The 21,755-nt window shown below is 70.3% G+C and carries 28 protein-coding genes; 22 read left to right on the forward strand and 6 right to left on the reverse strand.

The genetic code is table 11. The features are described 5' to 3' along the window. The first annotated feature begins 6 nt into the window (after positions 1–6). Positions 7–1,956, forward strand: coding sequence for a methyl-accepting chemotaxis protein (locus tag SOM18_RS17080; RefSeq protein ID WP_320482038.1), 1,950 nt, complete (start codon positions 7–9; stop codon positions 1,954–1,956). Positions 1,957–2,141: 185 nt separating this feature from the next. On the opposite strand, the gene flaF is transcribed toward SOM18_RS17080, so the two are convergent. Then, the gene (flaF, locus tag SOM18_RS17085; RefSeq protein ID WP_320482039.1) at positions 2,142–2,501 is read right to left on the reverse strand and encodes a flagellar biosynthesis regulator FlaF; all 360 of its coding nucleotides are present in this window, start codon (positions 2,499–2,501) and stop codon (positions 2,142–2,144) included. Positions 2,502–2,680: 179 nt separating this feature from the next. On the opposite strand from flaF, the gene motA reads away from it, so the two are divergent. The 13 genes from motA to SOM18_RS17150 are packed head-to-tail and all read left to right on the forward strand — an operon-like array spanning position 2,681 to position 12,013. Then, positions 2,681–3,559 (forward strand): flagellar motor stator protein MotA, encoded by an 879-nt coding sequence (gene motA, locus SOM18_RS17090; protein WP_320482040.1) that lies wholly within the window; start codon positions 2,681–2,683, stop codon positions 3,557–3,559. A gap of 19 nt (positions 3,560–3,578) precedes the next feature. Continuing rightward, positions 3,579–3,902 (forward strand): STAS domain-containing protein, encoded by a 324-nt coding sequence (locus SOM18_RS17095; protein ID WP_320482041.1) that lies wholly within the window; start codon positions 3,579–3,581, stop codon positions 3,900–3,902. Next, on the forward strand, positions 3,899–4,264 hold the full coding sequence (locus SOM18_RS17100) for a response regulator (RefSeq protein WP_320482042.1): 366 nt from the start codon (positions 3,899–3,901) through the stop codon (positions 4,262–4,264). The genes SOM18_RS17095 and SOM18_RS17100 overlap by 4 nt, the downstream gene beginning before the upstream one ends. Continuing rightward, entirely contained in the window at positions 4,261–6,468 is a 2,208-nt protein-coding gene (locus tag SOM18_RS17105) for a chemotaxis protein CheA (protein ID WP_320482043.1), read from the forward strand. Before SOM18_RS17100 ends, SOM18_RS17105 begins: the two co-directional genes overlap by 4 nt. Then, positions 6,465–6,962 (forward strand): chemotaxis protein CheW, encoded by a 498-nt coding sequence (locus tag SOM18_RS17110; RefSeq protein ID WP_320482044.1) that lies wholly within the window; start codon positions 6,465–6,467, stop codon positions 6,960–6,962. The genes SOM18_RS17105 and SOM18_RS17110 overlap by 4 nt, the downstream gene beginning before the upstream one ends. A 5-nt stretch (positions 6,963–6,967) precedes the next feature. Beyond that, a complete protein-coding gene (locus tag SOM18_RS17115) occupies positions 6,968–7,837 on the forward strand; it encodes a protein-glutamate O-methyltransferase CheR (protein ID WP_320482072.1) in 870 nt (289 codons plus the stop codon). After that, complete coding sequence (locus tag SOM18_RS17120; RefSeq protein WP_320482045.1) at positions 7,837–8,859, forward strand: chemotaxis response regulator protein-glutamate methylesterase; 1,023 nt, start codon at positions 7,837–7,839, stop codon at positions 8,857–8,859. The genes SOM18_RS17115 and SOM18_RS17120 overlap by 1 nt, the downstream gene beginning before the upstream one ends. A 15-nt stretch (positions 8,860–8,874) precedes the next feature. Beyond that, positions 8,875–9,264: a response regulator gene (locus tag SOM18_RS17125; protein ID WP_320482046.1), complete on the forward strand. Its 390-nt coding sequence runs from the start codon at positions 8,875–8,877 to the stop codon at positions 9,262–9,264. Then, positions 9,264–9,779, forward strand: a complete 516-nt coding sequence (locus tag SOM18_RS17130) for a chemotaxis protein CheD (RefSeq protein ID WP_320482047.1) — start codon at positions 9,264–9,266, stop codon at positions 9,777–9,779. Before SOM18_RS17125 ends, SOM18_RS17130 begins: the two co-directional genes overlap by 1 nt. A gap of 40 nt (positions 9,780–9,819) precedes the next feature. Continuing rightward, positions 9,820–10,113 carry a hypothetical protein gene (locus SOM18_RS17135; RefSeq protein WP_320482048.1) on the forward strand — a complete coding sequence of 98 codons (294 nt, stop codon included), beginning with the start codon at positions 9,820–9,822 and terminating at the stop codon, positions 10,111–10,113. A gap of 4 nt (positions 10,114–10,117) precedes the next feature. Continuing rightward, positions 10,118–10,948 carry a flagellar motor protein MotB gene (locus SOM18_RS17140; protein ID WP_320482049.1) on the forward strand — a complete coding sequence of 277 codons (831 nt, stop codon included), beginning with the start codon at positions 10,118–10,120 and terminating at the stop codon, positions 10,946–10,948. A gap of 7 nt (positions 10,949–10,955) precedes the next feature. Then, positions 10,956–11,408, forward strand: a complete 453-nt coding sequence (locus tag SOM18_RS17145; RefSeq protein WP_320482050.1) for a flagellar basal body-associated FliL family protein — start codon at positions 10,956–10,958, stop codon at positions 11,406–11,408. Beyond that, positions 11,405–12,013: a PilZ domain-containing protein gene (locus SOM18_RS17150; protein ID WP_320482051.1), complete on the forward strand. Its 609-nt coding sequence runs from the start codon at positions 11,405–11,407 to the stop codon at positions 12,011–12,013. The genes SOM18_RS17145 and SOM18_RS17150 overlap by 4 nt, the downstream gene beginning before the upstream one ends. Here SOM18_RS17150 and SOM18_RS17155 read toward each other — a convergent pair. The 4 genes from SOM18_RS17155 to SOM18_RS17170 are packed head-to-tail and all read right to left on the reverse strand — an operon-like array spanning position 12,010 to position 14,517. Then, complete coding sequence (locus SOM18_RS17155) at positions 12,010–12,564, reverse strand: hypothetical protein (RefSeq protein WP_320482052.1); 555 nt, start codon at positions 12,562–12,564, stop codon at positions 12,010–12,012. The genes SOM18_RS17150 and SOM18_RS17155 overlap by 4 nt on opposite strands. Then, positions 12,561–12,944, reverse strand: coding sequence for a DUF6468 domain-containing protein (locus SOM18_RS17160; RefSeq protein WP_320482053.1), 384 nt, complete (start codon positions 12,942–12,944; stop codon positions 12,561–12,563). Before SOM18_RS17160 ends, SOM18_RS17155 begins: the two co-directional genes overlap by 4 nt. Further along, a complete protein-coding gene (fliM, locus tag SOM18_RS17165; RefSeq protein ID WP_320482054.1) occupies positions 12,941–13,960 on the reverse strand; it encodes a flagellar motor switch protein FliM in 1,020 nt (339 codons plus the stop codon). Before fliM ends, SOM18_RS17160 begins: the two co-directional genes overlap by 4 nt. Further along, complete coding sequence (locus tag SOM18_RS17170; protein ID WP_320482055.1) at positions 13,957–14,517, reverse strand: flagellar basal body-associated FliL family protein; 561 nt, start codon at positions 14,515–14,517, stop codon at positions 13,957–13,959. The genes fliM and SOM18_RS17170 overlap by 4 nt, the downstream gene beginning before the upstream one ends. Positions 14,518–14,684: 167 nt before the next feature. Between SOM18_RS17170 and SOM18_RS17175 the strand changes: the two genes are divergently transcribed. The 6 genes from SOM18_RS17175 to SOM18_RS17200 all read left to right on the forward strand — a co-directional run bounded on the left by SOM18_RS17175 (position 14,685) and on the right by SOM18_RS17200 (position 19,034). After that, positions 14,685–15,437 (forward strand): flagellar hook-basal body complex protein, encoded by a 753-nt coding sequence (locus SOM18_RS17175; protein WP_320482056.1) that lies wholly within the window; start codon positions 14,685–14,687, stop codon positions 15,435–15,437. 36 nt (positions 15,438–15,473) lie between these two features. After that, entirely contained in the window at positions 15,474–16,262 is a 789-nt protein-coding gene (flgG, locus tag SOM18_RS17180; protein WP_320482057.1) for a flagellar basal-body rod protein FlgG, read from the forward strand. Next, the gene (flgA, locus tag SOM18_RS17185) at positions 16,259–16,717 is read left to right on the forward strand and encodes a flagellar basal body P-ring formation chaperone FlgA (RefSeq protein ID WP_320482058.1); all 459 of its coding nucleotides are present in this window, start codon (positions 16,259–16,261) and stop codon (positions 16,715–16,717) included. The genes flgG and flgA overlap by 4 nt, the downstream gene beginning before the upstream one ends. 11 nt (positions 16,718–16,728) lie before the next feature. Then, complete coding sequence (flgH, locus tag SOM18_RS17190; RefSeq protein ID WP_031439640.1) at positions 16,729–17,460, forward strand: flagellar basal body L-ring protein FlgH; 732 nt, start codon at positions 16,729–16,731, stop codon at positions 17,458–17,460. Positions 17,461–17,617: 157 nt separating this feature from the next. Beyond that, entirely contained in the window at positions 17,618–18,496 is an 879-nt protein-coding gene (locus SOM18_RS17195) for a flagellin (protein ID WP_031395278.1), read from the forward strand. Between the two features lie 232 nt (positions 18,497–18,728). After that, positions 18,729–19,034: a hypothetical protein gene (locus SOM18_RS17200; protein ID WP_159511090.1), complete on the forward strand. Its 306-nt coding sequence runs from the start codon at positions 18,729–18,731 to the stop codon at positions 19,032–19,034. 46 nt (positions 19,035–19,080) lie between these two features. Here the strand turns inward: SOM18_RS17200 and SOM18_RS17205 are convergent, their stop codons facing one another. Then, on the reverse strand, positions 19,081–19,533 hold the full coding sequence (locus SOM18_RS17205; protein WP_052149371.1) for a hypothetical protein: 453 nt from the start codon (positions 19,531–19,533) through the stop codon (positions 19,081–19,083). A 115-nt stretch (positions 19,534–19,648) separates the two neighbouring features. On the opposite strand from SOM18_RS17205, the gene SOM18_RS17210 reads away from it, so the two are divergent. Continuing rightward, entirely contained in the window at positions 19,649–19,876 is a 228-nt protein-coding gene (locus SOM18_RS17210; RefSeq protein ID WP_056678896.1) for a hypothetical protein, read from the forward strand. After that, complete coding sequence (locus tag SOM18_RS17215) at positions 19,873–21,732, forward strand: hypothetical protein (protein ID WP_320482059.1); 1,860 nt, start codon at positions 19,873–19,875, stop codon at positions 21,730–21,732. The genes SOM18_RS17210 and SOM18_RS17215 overlap by 4 nt, the downstream gene beginning before the upstream one ends. Positions 21,733–21,755: the final 23 nt, after the last annotated feature.

The raw sequence follows: 21,755 nt of genomic DNA on the forward strand, positions 1-21,755 counted from the left end.
CCTTCGATGACGTTTCTGAATAACTTCAGGATCTCGACCAAGATCATCACGCTGCTGCTCGTGATCAGCGCGGTCAGCCTGTTCCTCGCCTGGAACGGGTCGCAGCGGCTTCGCGCGGCGGATCGCGCGACGACCGGGCTGGTGACCAGGACGCTGCCCGGCGCGGTCGAACTGGCGCGGGTATCGCGCGAGGCGACCGAAATGGTCTATGCCGCCTATCGCACCGTGTCGTTCGACGGGCGCAGCGCAGACGCGCGCGCCGCGGCGGCGGATGCCGAGGCGTCGTACCGGTCCGCCAGAACCCGGCTGGCGGGCGTGGCAGCGCGCGAACTCGAACTCGCGCCTAGGGTCGCGGCGCTGGCGGACGCGATCGACGACCTCCACCGGCTGACCGCACAGGCGGTCGCCTTCGGCCTCGCCAATCGCAACGACGACGCGATGCGCGTCCTCAACGCCGCCAACCCGAAGGTCGCTGCGCTGATCGCGACCAACCGGCAGCTGACCGATACCCGCACCGGCATCGCAAAGGCGCAGGCCGCGGCGCTGACCGCGGACGCCACGTCGACCTCGCGAACGCTGCTGATCACCGCGATCGGCAGCGTGATCGCGGGTATCATGCTGTCGATCGTCGTCACGCGGTCGGGGATCACCGGGCCGCTGGTGCGGCTTCAGGAGGCGATGGCGCAGATGGCGGGCGGCGATTTCTCGCGCGAGGTCGAGGGCCAGGCGCGCGGCGACGAGATCGGCGGCATGGCGCGGTCGGTCCAGACCTTCCGCGAGGCCGGCATCGCCAAGATCGCCGCCGATGCCGAAAAGGCGCGGGTCGAGGCGGCGCAGAAGCAGGTCGTCGAGACCGTGTCGGAGCATCTTTCCGGGCTGTCGCGGGGCGATCTGACCGCGTCGATCACCGCCGACTTCCCGCCGGAATTCGCCACGCTCAAGACCAATTTCAACGACGCGCTGGGCAAGTTGCGCGACCTGATCGGCGCGGTGTCCGAAACCGCGCGGACGATCCGGACGGGGTCGGGCGAGATCGCGCAGGCGTCGGAGGATCTCGCACGGCGGACCGAAGGGAGTGCCGCGTCGCTCGAGGAAACCGCCGCGTCGGTCACGCAGATCGACAGCCGGCTCAAGGCCTCCGCCATCGCCGCCGCCAGCACGGTCGCGCGCGCGGACCAGGCGATCGCCACGGTCGGCGGCGGCCGCACCGTCGCCGACGAGGCGGTCCAGGCGATGGGCCGCGTTGCCGACAGCGCCAAGGGGATCGACAGCGTGATCGAAGGGCTCGACAAGATCGCCTTCCAGACGCGCGTGCTGGCGATGAACGCCGCGGTCGAGGCGGGCCGCGCGGGCGATGCCGGGCGCGGTTTCGCGGTCGTCGCCGATCTCGTCTCGGCGCTTGCGATGCGCTCGGAGGAAGAGGCGAAGCGCGCGCGCGACCAGCTGACCACGACGCAGACCGATATCGTCACCGCGGTCGAGGCGGTGCAGAAGGTCGATGGCGCGCTGTCCGCGATCTCCGACGATGTCGGCCAGGTGCATGAACTGCTCGGCACGATGGCGACCGACAATCAGGCGCAGTCCGCCGCGATCACGCAGATCTCGGCAGCGATCGGGACGATGGACCAGGCGACGCAGCAGAATGCGGCGATGGTCGAGGAAACCTCCGCCGCCGCGCGCAATCTGGCGCGCGAGGTCGGCGGGCTGACCGAACAGGCGGCCCAGTTCCGCATCGACGGCCGCGATGGCGCGCGGACGCAGCGCATGGCGACGCCAGCCCGGGCCAGTGCCGCGCCCGTTGCGGCGGCGCCTGCATACGACCGCGCGGTCGATACAGGACCGGTGGCCGCTGCCCCCCATGGCGCGCCTGCGCCGTACAGCTCGCCGGTCGCACCACTGCCGTCGACCCCGCTGGCCGCCTATGCGGGCGGCGACGACGACTGGAACAGTTTCTGATTTTACGAACCAGACGCGCGCGCCCCGATCATTCACGGCGCGCGCGTTTGGACCGGGCCTCGTTCCCGGTTCCATGAGCAACCCCGGACGCCGGCGTGTCCCGGGCGCAAAACGACAGAGCCCGTGTCCGCCGCGATGGTGGACACGGGCTCTGTCGTGTTTTCGTCGGAATTGGCAGTGGGGCGTCAGGCCGGCGTCACGGCGTGCTGCAGCCCCTCGATGATCGCGCAATTCACCTCGATCAGCGCGTCGACGCCGTCACGCCCGGCCACCACGTCGCTGGTATAGCGGTCGACCCACAGGCCGAGCGACACGATCGACGCGCGAAGGCCCTCGGGCAGCGCATTGCCGCGCGCCGCGCAGGCGCTCGACAGCACGCTCCACACCTCGCGGTTGCGGAACAGCGCTGGCGTCAGCGTCACGCCGCTGAGCCCGGCTTCGCGCGCGCGGATCAGGTCACCAGTCACCTGCTGCATCAGGCGATATTCGGCGGCGCGCGGCGTCTCCGTGATGGTGCGCGCGCGGTGATAGGCGGTCAGGGACATGGGAACTCCGCTTAGGAACATGACGCCATAGTAGGACGCGCGCGCGCTCCGTGGTCGCCGCGCGGCGGCATAAGCATTCGCGCACGACCCGGAGAAAAGCCGCCCGCCCCGGACCGGGCGTCCCCCCCGCATCCTATAAGACCGGGTACGTCGTCCCCCACGAAAGAGTGATCGCACCTATGCTAAACGGCGTCGGCCTTATCGTGATCCTCGCTTGCGTGTTCGGCAGTTTCATCTGGTCGGGCGGCAAGATGGACATCATCCTGCACGCGCTTCCGCACGAGATGCTGGCGATCGCCGGCGCGGCGATCGGCGCGTTCCTGGTGTCCAATTCGATGCCGACGGTGAAGCTGGCCGGCAAGGGCCTGATGCGGTCGTTCAAGGGCGACCGGTGGAAGGAAGCGGATTACCGCGACCTGCTGACCCTGTTGTTCACCCTGCTCTCGACCTTCCGCAAGGGCGGGCCGACCGCGATCGAGCCGCATCTCGATGCGCCGGGCGACAGCGCGATCTTCTCGCGCTTCCCGCGCGTCCTCGCCGACCATCACCTGACCGATTTCATCTGCGATTACCTGCGGATGATGACCGTCAGCTTCGAGGATCCACACCAGATCGCCGAGGCGATGGACAACGATATCGAGAAGCATCACCACGAGGAGCTCGCGCCGCAGCACGCGCTGCAGCAGATGGCCGACGGCCTGCCCGCGATCGGCATCGTCGCCGCGGTGCTGGGCGTGATCAAGACCATGGGGTCGATCGACCAGCCCACCGAGATCCTCGGCGCGATGATCGGCGGCGCGCTGGTCGGCACCTTCCTCGGCGTGCTGCTCGCCTATTGCCTGGTCGGTCCGCTCGCGGCGAAGCTGCTCGAGACGATCGACGCCGATGGCAAGCCGTTCCTGATCGTGAAGAGCGCGATCGTCGCCCATGCCCAGGGCCTGCCGACGCAGATCGCGGTCGAGATCGGCCGCCGCATGACCCCGTCGGCCAAGGCGCCGACCTTCCAGCAACTCGAGACAGCTCTCGAAGAGGCCCAACATGCCCCAGCTACTGCCTGACGCCCCCCTGGAGTCGGACGTGCAGCCTCCCCCCGCCCCCGGGCGCGGTCTGTGCCTGCCCGCGCATTGCGGCACGGTCGCGGCGGAGGACATCCGCGTCCGCCTCGTGCTCGCGGCGGATCTCGACGGCAGCATCGAGGTCGACGCGAGCGGCGTCGACAGCGTCGGCCAGGCGGTGCTGCAGATCCTGGTCGCCGCGCGCCACGAGGCGCTCGGCAACGGCCAGTGCTTCACGATCACCGATCCCAGCCCCGCCTTTGTCGACCGCGTCAGGCGCTGTCAGCTGGCCGGGGCGATCGGCCTTATCGAGACGGACGACACCCAGAAGGACGACCAATTGTGAGCAAGACGATCCTTACCGTCGATGATTCCGCGAGCATGCGCATGCTGCTCAAGGCATCGCTGACCGCGCAGGGCTACACGATCGAGGCGGCCAATGACGGCCGTCACGGGCTGGAGCGCATGGGCGAGGTCAAGCCCGACCTGCTCATCACCGACATCAACATGCCCGAGATGGACGGCTTCGAGCTGATCGAGGCGGTGCGCGCGAAACCCGAGTTCCGCGGCGTGCCGATCCTGGTACTCTCGACCGAATTCTCCGAGGACAAGAAGGCGCGTGCGCGCGCGGCGGGCGCGACCGGCTGGATCACCAAGCCATTCGACGCGACCAAGCTCGGCACCGCGATCCGTCGGGTGTGCCCATGAGCGACGATCTCGACGATATCCAGGCGATCTTCTTCGAGGAATGCGCCGAGGGGCTGGCGACCGCGGAAGCGGGACTGTCGGCGATGGATGCGGGCGACGTCTCCGCACCGACGATCGCGGGCGTGTTCCGCGCGGTCCATTCGATCAAGGGTGGCGCCGGCGCATTCGGGCATGTCGCGCTGACCGCCTTTTCGCACCGCTTCGAAAACGTGCTCGACGAAGTGCGCGCCGGCCGGATCGCGCCGACTGCGGGCGTGACGCGCGTCATGCTGGCGGCGTTCGACGTGCTGTCCGATCACGTCGCCTTCGCCCAGGGTCATGCCGGGCTGCCCAACGACGCCGCGGTGCTCGAGGCGCTCGATGCGATCCTCGCCAATGGCGGCGCGCCCGATGCGCAGACCGACGCCGCGCCCGCGCCGGTCGCGACCGCGCCGGTCGAACCCGCGCCGGTGGCGGACGTCGATCCGTTCGGCTTCGAGCCCGTCACCGTCGCGCTCGAGCCGCTCGATCCGTTCGGGTTCGAGCCCGTCGCGATCGACGATGCGGCATCGGCCGAGCTCATGGCGCCCGCCGACTGGATCGTTCGGTTCGTCCCCTCCGACGCCGCGCTGGCGAACGGCAGCGAGCCGCTGCTGATCATCCGTGAGCTCGAGATGATGGGCGGCGTGGTCGAGACGGTCGATCAGACCGCGCTTCCGCCGCTGCGCGATCTGGATCCGGAGCGCAGCTATTTCGGCTGGACGATCCGTGTGCCCGCCGGCGTCACCGAGGAAGCGATCCTCGACTCGTTCGATTTCGTCGCGCCCGGATCGATCGTCGAGGTCGCCCCGCACCAACAGGTGCCCGCGGCCCCCGCGGCGGTCGAGGCACCGCCCGCGCTCGCGACGAGTGCCCCCGCTCCCGCCCCTGCGCCCGCCCCCGCGCAGACGCCGGCCCCGGCGCCCGTGGCGACGATCGCGCCGGCACGGACGACCGAGGACAAGCCCGAGCCCACCCGGACCGCGGAGCCGCCGCAGCAGAGCATTCGCGTCGAACTGGTCAAGCTCGACATGCTGCTCAATCTGGTCGGCGAGCTCGTGATCCGCGGGTCAATCCTCGCCGACCGGCTGAGCCCCAAGGACCAGGAGCGGGTCGAGCTGCCGCAGCTCAGCCGCCTGACGCGCGAGATCCAGGATACGGTCATGTCGCTGCGCGCGCAGCCGATCCGCCAGGCGTTCAGCCGTGTGCCGCGAATGCTGCGCGACCTGTCCGCCGAGACCGGCAAGCAGGTCCGGCTCGAGACCAGCGGCGAGACGACCGAGATCGACAAGGGCGTGATCGAGAAGATCGGCGACCCGCTGACCCACATGATCCGCAACGCGGTCGACCACGGGATCGAAAGCGCCGCGGTCCGGCTCGCCAACGGCAAGCCCGCCGAGGGGCTGATCCGCCTGTCCGCCGAGCAGCGCGGCGCGCGGATCCTGGTCCGCGTCGCCGACGATGGCGGCGGCATCGACCGCGCGCGCGTCTTCGCCAAGGCGGTCGAAAAGGGCGTGGTCGCCGCCGATGCGGTGATGACCGACGAGGAGATCGACCAGCTGATCTGCGCGCCGGGCTTCTCGACCGCGGACACCATCTCGAACATCTCGGGCCGCGGCGTCGGCATGGACGTGGTCCGTTCGAACGTCGAGGCGCTGGGCGGCCGGGTCGAGATCAGCTCGACCCCCGGCAAGGGCACGACCTTCACGATGATCCTGCCGCTGACGCTGGCGATCCTCGAAGGGATGATCGTGCGGCTGGCGGGCCAGCGCTTCGTGCTGCCGCTCGCCAATGTGGTCGAGACGGTCCAGCCCGAGCGTGGCCAGGTCAAGCCGACCACGACGACCGGCGAGGTCATCGAACTGCGCGGCAACTACGTCCCCGTGCGGCGACTGGCCCGCACCTTCGGGCTCGGTGCCAATGACACGCGCGAGCCCGAGGAGTCGCTGGTCATCATCGTCGAGACCGAGACGGCGGGGCATGTCGGGCTGCTCGTCGACACGATCGACGATCGCCGCGAGGTCGTCATCAAGAGCCTCGACCGCAATCTCCACCCGATCCGCGGGCTGGGCGGTGCCACTATCCTAGGCGACGGTTCGATCGCCCTGATCCTCGATATCGAAGCGCTGGTCGGACCGGCCGCGCAGACCCCCAACCGCTATGTCACGAAAGGACTGGCCGCATGAGCACGATCGACACCCCGGGCGAACGCAAGATCGTCACCTTTTCGCTCGGTCAGCAGACCTTCGGCATCGACATGGCGTCGCTGATCGAGATCCGCGAATGGGACGAGCCGACCCCGCTGCCGGGCGTGCCCAGCTTCGTGAAGGGCGTCACCAACCTGCGCGGCACGGTCGTGCCCGTGGTCGGCCTGGCCGAGCGGCTGGGCTGGGCGCCGAGCGTGATCCATGCGCGCTCGTGCATCCTGGTCGTCAACATCGCGGGCAAGCAGGCCGGCTTCCTGGTCGACGAGGTCGCCGACATCGTCCTGATCAAGGACAGCGACATCCGCCCCGCGCCCGAGGTCGAGATCGGCGAGGCCAGCGTCATCGCCGGGCTGGTCAAGACGCAGACGCGCACCGGCGAGGCGAGCAGCGCGGGTGACGGCGACAGCGTGATGGTGCTGCTGCTCGATCTCGACGCGCTGAGCCTGACCCGCCACCTGGATCTCGCCGCGTGACGACGATGCTCGCCCCCCTGGCCACGCCGAACCCGGATCTGCCCGGCGGTCCGCCGCTGGGCGACGCCGAATTCGACGCGATCGCCGCGATCATGCAGAGCGATGCGCGCATCCATCTGGTGATCGCCAAGAAGACGCTCGTCCATGGGCGGCTGTCGCGGCGGTTGCGGATGCACGGGCTCGAGACGTTCCGCGACTATGTCCGGCTCGTCGGGCAGGATCCGGCGGAGCGCGCCGCGATGGTCGTCGCGCTGACGACCAACCACACGCATTTCTTCCGCGAAAACCACCATTTCGAGCATTTCCGCAACGTCGCGATGCCCGCGATCAAGACCGCCGCGCGCACGCGCCCGGTACGGATCTGGTCGGCCGGCTGTTCGAGCGGCGAGGAGGTCTATTCGATCGCGATGTGCCTGCTCGGGACCGACCGGGCGAGCGCGGGATGGCTGCGCGGCGCGGACGTGAAGCTGCTCGCGACCGATCTCGCCCCGCATGTGGTCGAGAGCGTGAAGCGCGGCGTCTACAGCGACTCGGTCGTCGCGCCGATCCCCGACGCCTATCGCCGCGCGTGGGTCCGGCCCGCGGGCAATGATTTCGAGATCGCGCCCGAAGCGCGCGAGATGGTGACCGCGCGGGTGCTCAACCTGTTCGAGGCCTGGCCGATGCGCCAGCGCTACGACGCAATCTTCTGTCGCAACGTGATGATCTATTTCGACGATCGGGCGAAGGCCGAGCTCGAGCACCGGCTGGTCGAGATGCTGCTGCCGGGCGGGCATCTGTATATCGGCCATTCGGAGCGGCTGGTCGGCCCTGCCACCACGGTGATGGAAAGCTGTGGCCAGACGATCTACGTCAAGCCCGGCGGGGCGGCGTGATGGCGCGCGTCCGCACCCTCATCGTCGACGACAGCGCCGCGATCCGCGTCGCGCTGGCGCGGATCCTGTCCGCCGATCCGGAGATCGAGGTCGTCGGCATGGCGCCCGAACCCAATGTCGCGCGCGCGATGATCAAGGATCTCGAACCCGATGTGCTGACGCTCGACGTCGAGATGCCGGGGATGGACGGCCTGTCCTTCCTTGAACGGATCATGCGGCTGCGGCCGATGCCGGTCGTGATGTGCTCGACGCTGACCGCGCGCGGGGCGGCGGTGACGATCGAGGCGTTGCGGCTCGGCGCGGTCGACTGCATCGCCAAGCCGACCGGCGATCCCGCCGACCTGGCGCGCAATGCCCAGCTGCTGCGCGACACGGTCAAGGCCGCGGCGCGATCCTCGGTCCGGGCGAGCACCCCGTCGCGTCCGGTCGCGATGCCCGCCGCCGCGCGCACCCGCAGCGATGCGGTAATCGCGATCGGTGCCTCCACCGGTGGCGTCGAGGCGCTGTTCTCGCTGCTCGGCGCGCTGCCGCCCGACTGCCCGCCGATCCTGGTCGTCCAGCATATGCCGGGCACGTTCACCGCGAGCTTTGCCGATCGGCTCAATCGCGAATGCCGGCTGACCGTGACGGAAGCGACGCACAACAGCCCGGTCGTCCCGGGCACCGTCTATATTGCACCGGGCAGCGACATGCACATGGAGCTGGCGGGGACGACGACGCGCAGCATCCGGCTGTTCGCGGCCGATCCTGTCGGCGGTCACCGGCCCGCCGCGGACGTGCTGTTCCAGTCGGTGGCGCAACGCTGTCCCGGCGCGATCGGCGTGATCCTGACCGGCATGGGCTGCGACGGGGCGCAGGGGCTGCTCGCGATGCGCCACGCCGGCGCGCGCACCTTCGGCCAGTCGAAGGACAGCTGCGTTGTCTACGGCATGCCGCGGGCCGCGGCGGCGCTCGGCGCGATCGAGCGTGAACTCAGTTTGGCGGCACTGCCCGAGGCGATCCTCGCGGCGTGCGGCAAGTAGAAACGGAACCTAACGATGCCTGCTGCATCCCAGATCAAAGTGATGGTGGTCGACGACCAGGCGAGCATGCGCGCGATGATTCGTCGCTCGCTCCAGGACCTCGGCTTCCGCGACGTGCGCGACAAGGGCGATGCGGCCGAGGCGCTCGCCGCGGTCCGCGCCGACCGCGTCCACCTCATCATTTCCGACTTCAACATGCCCGACATGGACGGCCTGCAGCTGCTCGAGGCGGTGCGCACCGATCCGGTGATCGGCAAGACCGTCTTCATCATGCTCACCGGCTCTTCGGACCGCGAGATCGTGCAGAAGGCGGCGGCGCTGGGCGTCAACAACTATCTGGTCAAGCCGTTCGCCCCGGCGTCGCTCAAGGACAAGATCGAGCGCGTGTTCGGCGCGCTGTCCTGATGCAGCGGATCACCATCATCCAGGGCGAGCATATCGCGGTCTCACGGCCCGGCACGATCATCACGACGCTGCTCGGCTCGTGTATCGCGGTGTGCCTGCACGATGCGGTGGCGCAGGTCGGCGGCATGAACCATTTCCTGCTCGGCGAACCCGGCGTCGACCAGCAGCTCGCACCCAGCGATCTGCAACGTTACGGCATCCATGCGATGGAACTGCTCATCAACGCGATGATGCAGGCGGGGTCGACGCGGCGCAATCTGCGCGCGCACATCTATGGCGGCGCGAACATCATCGCCGGGCTCGGCAATATCGGATCGAGCAACGCGCGGTTCGCCCGCCGCTTCATCGAGACCGAAGGCATCGCCATCGGCCATGTCGACGTCGGCGGCACGCGCGCACGGCGGATCGAGTTCCTGCCGTTCGAAGGCAAGAGCCGGACAATCTTCGTCGCCGAACCGGTGCCCACCCTCGCCGCGCCGATGGCGCTCGCGGGCGGCGAACTCGAGTTGTTCTGAACGGCGCTGCTCCCCTCCCTCTGACGGTTTGCGAAACATCATGGCCAATCCCGACCTCCTCGCGGCATTGCTGCAAGCGGCCCTCGCCGAAGAGCTGCGCCACGTCCGCAAGCTGATCGAACAGCTCGCCGAACTGCTGGTCTGCGACGAACATTTCGCCGCCAACTATGTCGACCAGCTTCAGGCGTTCGACCTGCTCGCGCAACATACCGACGAGAGCGCGGCGGTGCTCGACCGGCTCGCCGCAGGCCTCGGCTCGCATGATGCGGTCGCGCCCGTGCGGCTGAGCGCGATCCAGACCCGGCTGCGCGCCGCGCTCGACCAGGGCGCCTGACCCGGTGGCTGCGCGTCCCGCCAATGACCGGCCGATCGTCATCGTCCGCAAGATCAAGCGCGTCGGCGGCGGGCATCACGGCGGCGCGTGGAAGGTCGCCTATGCCGATTTCGTGACCGCGATGATGGCGTTCTTCATGCTGCTCTGGCTGATCAGCAGTCCCGACAAGGCGCGGCTGAAGGGGCTGGCGGAATATTTCACGCCGAGCAGCGGCGGCCCCGAAGGCGGCGCTGGCGGCGCGAGCGGATCGGGCAGCGGGGCAAGCGCGGGGGCGCGGCCGGCGCATGGCGGCGATACCCCGAACACGGTCGCGGTGGTCGCGCGCGGCGGCACCGCGGCAATCCCCGACGCGTCGCTGCGCGTGCTGGCGCAGGAGATGCGGATCGCGATCGACACGCTGCCCCCCGCCGAACGCGCCCGGATCGCGACGCGCTTCGAGCCCGATCGCGACGGGCTGCGGATCAGCCTGATGGACACGGCGGGGCATTCGATGTTCCGCCCGGGTACCGCCGAGCTGAACGACTTTGCGCGCACGATGCTCGCGCGGGTCGCGGGCAAGCTGGCGACGTCGGCCGCGCCGATCGCGATCGAGGGGCATACCGATGCGAGCGGGGGCGAGGGCAACTGGCGGCTGTCGGGCGAGCGCGCGCTCGCCGCGCGCACCACGATGATCGCCGCGGGACTGCCCGCCGGCCGGTTCGCCGAGATGGTGGCGATGGCGGACACCCGGCCGGTCTATCCCGACCAGCCCGATCGCCCCGAAAATCGCCGCATCACCATCGTCGCCAAGGCCAGCGCATCGGCGCTGCCGACCGATTCCAGCTTCAGGTTCTGAGCCGTCGATGATGAAGCGTCTTGTCCTTGCCCTGCTCCTCATCCTCGCCGGCGCGGGCGTCGGCGGTGCGGCCGCGATCGCGACCACGCGGTTCGTCGTGCCGCATCCGCCCAAGTCCGGCAGCGCGGCGGCCGCGCCGGCCCCGGTCGAGACGCAGTTCGTCCCCGTCGATCAGGTGCTGGCGCCGCTGGTGCTTAGCGACGGGCGGCTGGCGGGCTATGTCCGGTTCGATGCGGGGCTCGAGGTCGCGACCGAAAAGGCGGCCGAGATCGGCGAACGCCTGCCGCTGCTGCGCCATGCGATCAACATGCGCACCTATCGCGCGCCGCTCGCCGCCGGGCGCGACGGGATGCTGCCCGACGTCGCCGGGCTCCAGCGCGTCGTCCAGGCCGCCGCGATCGAGGTGTTCGGGCGCGGTGCAGTTCGGAAGGTGGCGATCACCAAGGCCGAGCCGGCGTGACCGAGCCTCGCGACGCACTGGCCAACAGCTACGTCGCGCGTGAACACCGGCTGACGCGGATCCTGCTGCTCGGGCGGCTGATCGCGGCGACGGGCGAGCATGTCTGTCGCGCGCGCAATATCTCAGCCAGCGGCCTGGGGGTCGACTGTACCGCAGCGCTCGCCCCCGGCGACGCGGTCACGATCGAGCTGCGCAACTTCATCCGTATCGCCGGGCGGGTCGCTTGGAGCAACGGCACGAAGCTGGGCGTGAAATTCGATGCGCCGATCGACGTCGGCGCGGTGCTGCGCCACAATGGCGGCGACCTTCGGCTGCAACCGCGCGCACCGCGGCTTCCCGCGACCGGCACCGCGCTGGTCTGGGCGGGGGGACGGCCCTGCGTCCACCGGCTGCACGACCTGTCGCAATCGGGCTGTCGGCTGATCCATGCCCGCCCGCCCGCGCCCGGCACCCTGGTCCGGATCGCGATTCCCGGCCTGCCGCCGCGCAACGCGACGGTGCGTTGGGTGCGCGACGACCAGGCGGGCTATGCGTTTCACACGCTGCTCTCATTTGCCGACATCGCCGGCTGGCCCCATCGGAACGCCGCTGCTAGCGGCCGCTAGCGCGTGCGCGGCAACGCCGGCGACGCGCCGCCCGTGGCGGCGGCCGCCGCGGTCTTTGCCGGCCGCGCCGCCTGGCGCCGGGCAAGCGCCATCGTCAGCGCCGCTGCCCCCTTCGGCGTCATCGCCGCCATGATCATCGCGGTCGAACGTTCGCGCATCCGCTGCGCGACGCGCATCTGCACGTCGAGCTCGAGCTGTTCCATGACCAGCGCCGCCGCCGCGGGCTTCATCGCCTGGTAGATTCGCGCGAGCTCGTCGAACTGGTCGGGCACCGGGGCGGCGTTGGCGGCAGACGCCGGCGGTGCCGCAGCCGCATCCGCGCTCGCCTTCAGCCGCATCTCCGCCGCACGCACCGCCTGTTCGCGCAGGTCGAGCGTGCGGCCGCGGCGCGTCGCGGCCTTGTCGCGCGCATTGCCGTCCTCGGCGATCGCGACGCCCAGCCGCGACGGCGGCACCGGCGCGTCCGCGCCCGCCATCCCGACCGCATTGGCAACGCCCGCCAGCGCGGCCGACGCCGCGGTCAGCACGAGCAGTGAGGGGCGGCCGATCACGCGGCATCCTCCACCCGGCGCGCGGCAGGCGCGGCGGCACCGCGCTTCGGCGCCGGCGTCCCGCGCCGGTGCGCGGCGTTGGCGACCTCCGAGATCCGGTCCGCGGACGCGTTGGCGATGCCGATCATGACCGCGAGTTCCTCGGCGATCGCACGGCTCTCCACCAGCGGTCGCGTGGTGTCCGCGCAGGCGCCGAGCGCGGCCTTGAGCTCGGACAGCACCGCGCGCGCTTCGCCGGTGGCGGTGTCGAGCGCGGCGACCATCTCGGCGATGCCGCTGCTGCGGACCGCGTGGAGCGAGCGCATCATCCGCACGCTCTGCACGAGGACGGCGGCACACAGGATGATCGTGGCGAGGTTGGCGACGGTGGCGAAACTCATTTCAGGGGTCCTCTGGCGACATCGGTGGCAAGCCTGACGGCGATATTGTTGCGGCGCTGGCCGATCGTCGCGCGCGCGAGCGGCACGCCGCCGACATGCACCTCGAGCGGATCGTCGGGGCGCCGGCCGAGCGTCAGCGTCTGTCCGGGCGCGAGCGCGCGGACATCGCCCAGCGTCATCAGCGTCTCGCCCAGCACGACGTCGATCGCGACTTCGGTGTTGCGGATCTCGGCGGCCATGTGCGCGCCCCAGATGTTCTCGGGGCCGAGCGCCTCGCCCATGAAGCGCTGCGCGAGCAGATAGCGCACGGGTTCGATCGTCGCATAGGGCAGCAGCACATTGAAGCAGCCGCCGCGCCCGTCCATGTCGACGCGCAGCGTGGCCATGGTGCAGACATTGGTCGGCCCGGCGATCGACGCGAACCGCGGGCTGGTCTCGATCCGTTCGAGCGTCATCGTTGCCGGCGTGATCGGCCGCATCGCCGCGCCGAGATCGTCGAGCGCCAGATTGAGCATCCGCGCGACCAGCCCGGTCTCGATGCCGGTAAAGCCGCGCCCGTCGATCACCGGCCGCGCACCGCTGCGCCGCCCGCCGAGCAGCGCGTCGACGACCGCGTAGATCAGGCCCGATTCGACCGTGATCAGCCCGTAGTTGCGCCATTCCTCGACGCGGAACACGCCGATCATCGCGGGCAGCGCGACATGCCCCATGAAATCGCCGAAGCGGATCGAGGTCACCTCCTCGAGGCTGACGTCGATCGCGTCCGAGGTCAGGTTGCGCATCGAGGTCGCGAACTGCCGCACCATGCGGTCATAGGCGACCTCGAGCATGGGCAGCCGTTCATAGCTGATGACGTCGGATTCGATGACCGCCTTCAATCCGGTGCGCGCCCGCTCCGGGCCGACATCGCCGAACAGCGCGTCGATCCCGGCCTGGTCGAGCGCGCCGCCGACCACCCCCGGCGCGGGCGGATCGGGCAGCGCGAAATCGTCGAATTCCATGAAATCGCCGCTCATTGCTGGATCAGGTCCTGGATGAGGACGCCCGCCACCTCGCCCTCGCCGACCGCCTCGCGCGTCCGCAGCAGCAGTTCCTCCTTGATCCGGAACACCGCCGCCGAGCCGGCCAGATCCTCGGGCCGAAGCTCGCGCAGGAACGGCTGATACGCGTCGAGCACGAGCGGCAGCTTCGCCTTCAGGCTCTCCTCGGTCGCCTTGGGCCCGGGGAGCAGCATGACATGGACCTTGAGGAAATGCGGTGCGCCGTCCGCCGAGCGCAGATTGACCATGATCGGCGGCACGTCGAACGGTTCGTGCGCGCCGCCCTCGCCGCCCTCTTCCCCGCCGCCCTTGGCATGCGCCTCGCCGCCGCCGCCGCCATGACCTTCCGCCGCAGCCTCGGTCTCGGCAGGCGCGCCCCCCGCGAGCATCATATACGCACCGCCGCCGCCGCCGAGCAGCACCACGCCCCCAACCGCGGCGAGGATCGCGGTCTTGCGCGTGATCTTGCGCTTGGCCGGTGTCGCGACGGGCGCTTCGCCCTCGACCGGCTCGATGCTGCTGTCCTCTGCCACGCTGGCCCCTTTTCTCGTGTCGCCAGGGCCCTTCCGCCTCGCCGCCGCTCCGTGTGTTTTCGCGGCGGCGGCGCACCGGGCACCTGCTTTCCCGCCTATTATAGGACGGGCGGCAGGCAGTTTTTGCCTAGCGGCCCAGGAAAACGATTTTTCGGAAACGGCCCGGCATGGACATCTCCTCCTATGTGCTGCTCAGTCACGAACAGGCGCTCAAGCGGCGTCTGGACGTTGCGGCGAACAATATCGCGAACATGAACACCACGGGCTTTCGTCGCGAACGCCCGGTGTTCCGCGAATATGTCGCGCGCGACGAGACGCCCGCCGCGCGGACGATCGCCCAAGCGCGCACGACGTCCTATGTGCTCGATTACGGCGCGATGCACGACACGGTGGCCGGCGGCTTCCAGTCGACCGGCAACCCGCTCGACCTGATGATCGACGGCCCCGGCTATCTGGCGGTCGAGGCGCCGGGCGGCGGCACCGCCTATACGCGCGCGGGCTTCATCAAGATCAACCAGGACGGCGAGCTGACCACCGCGGGCGGGCTGCGTCTGCGCGGCGAGGGCGGCGCGCCGATCGCGGTGCCGATCGAACAGCTCGATACGCTGTCGATCGGGCCCGACGGCACGGTGACCGCCAAGGACGGCCCGCTCGGCCGGATCGCGGTGACGGTGTTCGACGACGAGCGCGGCGTGTCACCGCGCGGCGACGGGCTGATGGCCGCGACCGGCGGACGCGAGCTCGCCGCCGCGGAAACCAGCTTCAAGACCGGCGGGGTCGAGGGCTCGAACGTCGAGGCGATCGTCGAGACGACGTCGATGGTCGACATCCTGCGCGCCTATCAGTCGAGCATGAAAATGTCGCAGGACATCGAGGACATGCGCCGCCGCGCAATCGACCGGCTCGGCCGGATCAGCTGACGCTTCCCACAACTTCTCCAAGAAAGGCCGCGACCGATGCGCACGCTTTCCATCGCCAGCACGGGCATGCTCGCCCAGCAGACGAACGTCGACGTCATCTCGAACAACATCGCCAACATGAACACCACCGGGTTCAAGCGCCAGCGCGCGGCGTTCCAGGACCTGCTCTATCAGCAGGAGACGCGCCCGGGTTCGGCGGCAGGCGGCGACGGCCAGGCCAAGGTGCCGACCGGGATCCAGATCGGCGCGGGCGTGAAGACCGGTGGCGTCTACCGCATCACCGAACAGGGTGCGCCCAACCAGACCGGCAACCGCTATGACATCGCGATCCAGGGGCGCGGCTATTTCCAGGTGACGTTGCCCTCGGGGCAGATCGGCTTCACCCGCGACGGATCGTTCCAGCTATCCGAACAGGGCGAGCTGGTCACCGCGGACGGCTTCCGCGTCGAACCCGCGATCGTCATCCCGCCCGAGGCGGTCGACGTCGCGATCTCGAAGACCGGCGAGGTTCAGGTCAAGCTCGCCAACGATCCCGCGCTGCAGACCGTCGGCCAGATCCAGCTCGCGACCTTCGTCAACGAGGCGGGGCTGGAGGCGCAGGGCGGCAACCTCTTCCTCGAAACCGCCTCGTCGGGGCAGCCAACCGTCGCCGCGCCGGGCCAGCCGGGCTTTGGCGACACGCTGCAGGGCTTTGTCGAGGCGTCGAACGTCAACCCGGTGTCCGAGATCACCGCGCTGATCACCGCGCAGCGCGCCTATGAGATGAACAGCCGCGTGGTGAAGACCGCGGACGAGATGCTCGCGACCTCGAGCCAGCTCCGGTGAGCCGCCTGGCAATCGCCCTGGCGCTCCTCCTCGCATCGGGGATCGCGCTCCCGGCACACGCGGCGGATCCCGCCGAGACGCCCGTCGCGGTGCTCACCCGCGCGATCGCGCGCGGCGACATCCTGAGCGCGGCCGATTTCGAACTCCAGCCGCGGGCCGCAGTCGCCGCGCGCGGCGTGCTGGCGGCGGATGCGGCGAGCGGACGCGAAGCGGTGCGCGCGCTGCCCGCCGGCACGATGGTCCGCGCCGGCGATCTCGTCGCGCCCCGGCTGGTGCGCCGCGGCGAGGCGGTGACGCTGTCGCTCCAGGGTCGCGGGTTTGCGATCACCACCGCGGCGCGGGCGCTGGCGGCGGGCGGCATGGGCGATGTCGTCCGCGTCGTCGCGCTGTCCACCAACCACAGCGTCGATGGCGTCGTCACGGGCGCGGGCAGCGTCCGCGTCGCTGCGCAATGAGGAGACATGCGATGACCAGACCCGCGACGATGTTCCTGATCCTCGCCGGCGCGACCGCCCTGTCGGGTTGCGGCACGATCGGCCAGCTCAAGACGATCGGCAAGGCGCCGAAACTCAGCGAGATGACTGCGGTCGACACCCCGCTGACCGAGGATTCGCTCGGCCAGCCGAGCCGTCGCCCGGCCGCGCCGCCGCTGGCGCTGGCGCCCCCCGACGCATCGCTGTTCCGCGCGGGCGCTGGTGCGTTTCTCGGCGACCAGCGCGCCGCGCGCAAGGGCGACATCCTGACCGTGCGGATCAACGTTCAGGACCGCGCCGAGGTCGGCAACACGACCGCACGCACGCGCGGCGGCTCCGAGAATGCGGGGCTGACCGCAGCACTCGGGCTCGGCGTCGCGACGCCCGATCCGCTGATCGCCGGCAATTCGAAGTCGCAGTTCAACGGATCGGGCAATATCAGCCGGTCGGAAACAATCAGCATGACGATGTCGGCGATCGTCACCGACGTGCTGCCCAACGGCAATCTGATGATCCGCGGCCGCCAGGAGATCCGCGTCAATTACGAGCTGCGCGAGCTGATCGTGACCGGCATGGTCCGCCCGCAGGATATCAGCCGCGACAACAGCATCCGCCACACGCAGATCGCCGAGGCACGGATCAGCTATGGCGGCCGCGGCCAGCTGACGCAGGCGCAGCAGGCACGCTGGGGCCAGCAGATCTACGACGCCCTCTTTCCGTTCTGAGGCGCGTGCCCACGCTGCAAATAATCCGCGCAGCGCGACCAACTACCCGGATTTCTTCCCAGAATAAGGAGCGGGTCGGATCTGACCGCTCCGTCGGCGAGCCGCCGTACGGCTCAAGGACGCAGAAGCGACCGACTATTCCAGAAGGAAGAATATCATGGGAATGTCCGTTAACACCAATGTTGGCGCGATGGCGGCCCTCCAGGCCCTCAACGAGACCAGCAAGGGTCTGTCCGTCGTCCAGAGCCGCATCAACAGCGGCCTGAACGTCGCATCGACCAAGGACGATTCGGCAGCCTTCACGATTGCCCAGGGCCTTCGCGGCGATCTGGGTGGCCTCAAGGCGGTCAACTCCTCGCTCAGCCGGGCGAAGAGCGTGGCCGACGTTGCGGTCGCAGGCGCAGAGCAGATCTCGGACGTCGTCAACCAGATGAAGACGCTCGCCAAGCAGGCGTCGGACGATGGCATCAGCGACGAGAGCCGCGCTGCGTACAACAAGGACTTCACCGCCCTTCGCGACCAGATCAGCACGATCGTCGATTCGTCCGAGTTCAACGGTACGAACCTGCTCAAGACCGGCGGCGGCACCGTGAGTGCGTTGCAGTCGCTGACCAACAAGGCAACCGGCACCGACACCTACGATCCCGATACGCTCTCCATCGCCAACCAGGAAATCGACCTGCCGGCGACGGAAACCGCGTCCGCGGGCGTGGGTACCGGCGTGCTCGGCCAGGATTCGGAAATCGACACGGCTGCCAAGGCCAAGGCGATGGTCGATACCCTGGACACGCTGGGCAGCTCGCTCAACACCAAGCTGAGCGATCTCGGCTCGGGGTCGCGCAAGATCGACGCACAGATGACGTTCACCAGCAAGCTGTCGGACGCGATCGAAAGCGGCGTCGGCAAGCTGGTCGACGCGGATCTGGCCAAGGAATCGGCGAAGCTGCAGGCACTGCAGGTCAAGCAGCAGCTTGGCGTTCAGGCGCTGTCGATCGCCAACCAGGCACCGCAGACGATCACCTCGCTGTTCCGGTAAGCCGGTACGAGACACGATCCCGCCAAGTCCCCCAAGCACATCGGCGGGGGGTCGTGGAAACCGGGGTGGCCGATCGGCCATCCCGGTTTTTTCATGCCTGTTTTCAGGAGGCGGCGCGCCTGGATACGGGTAATCCCTTAATAGCCGTGCGGCCCGGTTCGACTAGGGTCGAGCGAACCGGCGGGCGAACCGGCGGGCGGGCCAGCCACGAACGGCCGGAGAGGATGAGGTCATGGACTACCGCGTTTCGCTGTCGCTCTCGGTCACCGACCCGCATGCGCTGTGGTCCGCCGCGGCGGCCTGTGCGCTGACCGCGCCGGGCATGACGCTCGACGACGTCGTCGAGACGATCGGCAGCGAGCATGATCCCGACATCGCCGACTGCATCGCGCTGCTGCTGCTGTCGCCGCGGATCACCGGCGCGCGAATCGAAGACTTCGCCTGCCGTCGCGCCGGCCGGCCCGAGCTCGTGGCCGACGTCACCCCGTTGCCGACCCGCCCCCGCGCGACGCGGCACGGGCTGAACGCCAACGCCTGAGACACGCCGGGCCGGGGTTCGGCGCAGCGCGCGGACTTGAGCGCGATCAGGCGCGGCGCGCCGCCACCTCGACCAGCAACACCGCCGCGATCGTCGGATCGACCCGGCGCAGTGCCGTGGAGACGTCCTGCGCCAGTCGCCGTGCATCGACCGGCGTCGACGCGGAGGCATGCAACCGCGCGAATTCGATCGACGCGACCAGCGCCGCCTCGCGCAGTTCGGGCCGACGCGTCTCGATCGCCCCCGCGCCCGCGACATCCGCAGCCTGGAGCACGAGCTTGACCTTCAGCCGTCCGTCCGCGCGATCGCCTTCGACGATCGGCACGTCGAGTGGATCGAGCATCACGAACAGCGGCGACGGCCGTACGGGTTCACCTTCCGCCCCCCCTCCTTCCGCCCCGCCCCCTTCGGACGCCGCGGCGCCCGGTGCCATGACCGGCGCGGTCAGCAGCGCCGCGATCAGCAGCGCGATCTGCTTGGGGGAAGGGCGGGTGCGCATCGCTCGGGCTCCGGTTTGTGGTTTCGTCGGGACGTCGCCCCGAATGCCGGCCGATGCCGACGATCCGCAGGTCTTTGCCTCTATAATAGGAGGATAGCGGAGGGATGGAGCGCAAGTGAGCCACGATCAGAAACCCGCGCGCGTCAGGATCGTCGCGAACGGTGCCGAGACGGACGCCCGCCGGCGCGGCGATGCAACGGCGATCGCGCCGATGCCCGCGGCCGGACCGGGCGATGGTCATCATGCCGCTGCAGGCAACAGGGTCGCGACGATCGTGTTCGCGCTGCTGTTCCTTGGCGCCGCCGCCGCCGCCGCGGTCGCGGTGACCTTGGCCTTCGCATGATCCGCCTCGCCATCGCGCTGGCGATCGGCGCGGGGCTGGCCGGACCGCATCCCGCGCGCGCTGCCGAACCGTCGCATCCGAGCGCGCCGCACCCGAGCACGCCCCACCCGGGCACGCCGACGCCCGCGCAACCGTCGCCACCCGCCCCCGCCCGCCCGGCGCCTGTACCCTTTGCCGCCGAGCTCGCCGCGCAGCCGCTGCCGCCGGCGCGCACCGCCTGGACCGCGATGAGCGAGCAGGCGGCCTGGGCGGCGCTCGCGACCGCCACGCCCGCGACGCGGCAGGCGACACGCTGGCGCTATGCGGTCGCGCTGATCGCGCGCGACCGCGCCGGCGAGGCGCTCGGCGTGCTCGACGTGATGGCAGCCGACGATATCGGGCTTGCAAAGGTCGCCGCGTGGCGGCGCGCGCGCGGCGTCGCGCTCGGGCGCCTCGGGCGGACCGATCCGGCGATCGCGGCGCTCGACGACCCTGCGCTCGCGACCGATCCCGAGACCTGTCTGTGGCGGATGCGGATCCTGGCGGAGGCGGGTCGTGCGGCGCCGGCGCTGGGCGTGCTCGGCTGTGCGATGCCCGCGCTGAACGCGCGTGGCGCCAAGGCGCGCCGCCCCTTCATCCTCGCCGCCGCGCGCGCGGCGATCGACGCAGGGAGGCCCGGCCCGGCGCGCGACTGGCTCGATCGAATCCCGGCGACCGACGCGGCGGCCGCGCTGTTGCACGGCGAGGCGGACCGTGCGCTCGGCGCCGCCGCGACGAGCCGTCGCTGGTTCGATCTGGCCGCACGCACCGGCGATCCCGAACAGCGCGCCGCGGCCACGCTCGGCACGATCGAGACCGATCTGGCCGCGCGCACGCTCGCCCCGCCGGCCGCGGCGCGGCGTCTCGCGGTGCTGCTGTTCCGCTGGCGGGGGGGCATGGTCGAGCGCCGCGGGCTGACGCTGGCGATGACGCTCGCCACCCGGCGCGGCGACGAACCCGCGCTGCTGGCGGCCGCCGCCGCGCTGCTGCGCTATGGCAATGTCGGCGCCGACGCCGCCCCGCTGTCGGCGACCGTCCAGGCGCATCTCGTCGCACTGGTGGCGCCGCAATCGACCATGCCGCTCGGCACCGCCGCCGGTCTGCTCTGGGATTACCGCGACCTGATGCCGACGGGGGCGGAAGGCGACCGCGTGGTGTGGATGCTCGCCGACCGGCTGCAACAGGCCGGGCTCTATCGCCGCGCCGCCGAACTGCTCGAACGCCGGCTGTCCACCACGCAGCGCGACGTCGAACAGGGTCCCTTGTCGATCCGCGTCGCGACGCTGCGGATCCTTGCCGGCACCCCCGAAGCCGCGGTCCGCGTGCTGCGCGACACCGCGATGATCCCCTATCCCGACGCGATCCAGGACGAGCGGCGCTGCCTCCAGGCGGTCGCGCTCGAACTGCTCGGCCGCCACGCCGAAGCGGTGGCGACGCTCGCCGACATCCGCGACGCGACGCCGATCCGCGCCGAATTCGACTGGCACGCGCGCGACTGGTCGGGCTTAGCCGCCAGCGGCACCGCGCTGCTGCCCGCCCCCGGAGCGCGCGGCGGCCTGTCCGCGGAGGGCCAGGCAATCGTCCTGCGCCAGGCGATCGCCCATGCGATGCTCGGACAGGAAGCCGCGCTGGCGCGGCTCAACCGGCGCTATGCCCGCGCCTTCGCCGCGCTGCCCACCGCGCCGGTGTTCGCGATGCTGACCGCGCCGGTCGGAGGCTTCGACCCGGCGCGGCTCGACTCCGCGATGACCGCGCTGTCCGCGGCAGGCCCCGCGGGCGCGATCGGCGACCTGCTGACCGCGGGACAGGCGGCGCGGACGTCGACGCGGCTGGACTAGGCCGCCGCGCCCCTGCCCACGGA

The organism is Sphingomonas sp. CFBP9019 (assembly GCF_034045155.1).
Lineage (GTDB): Bacteria > Pseudomonadota > Alphaproteobacteria > Sphingomonadales > Sphingomonadaceae > Sphingomonas > Sphingomonas aerolata.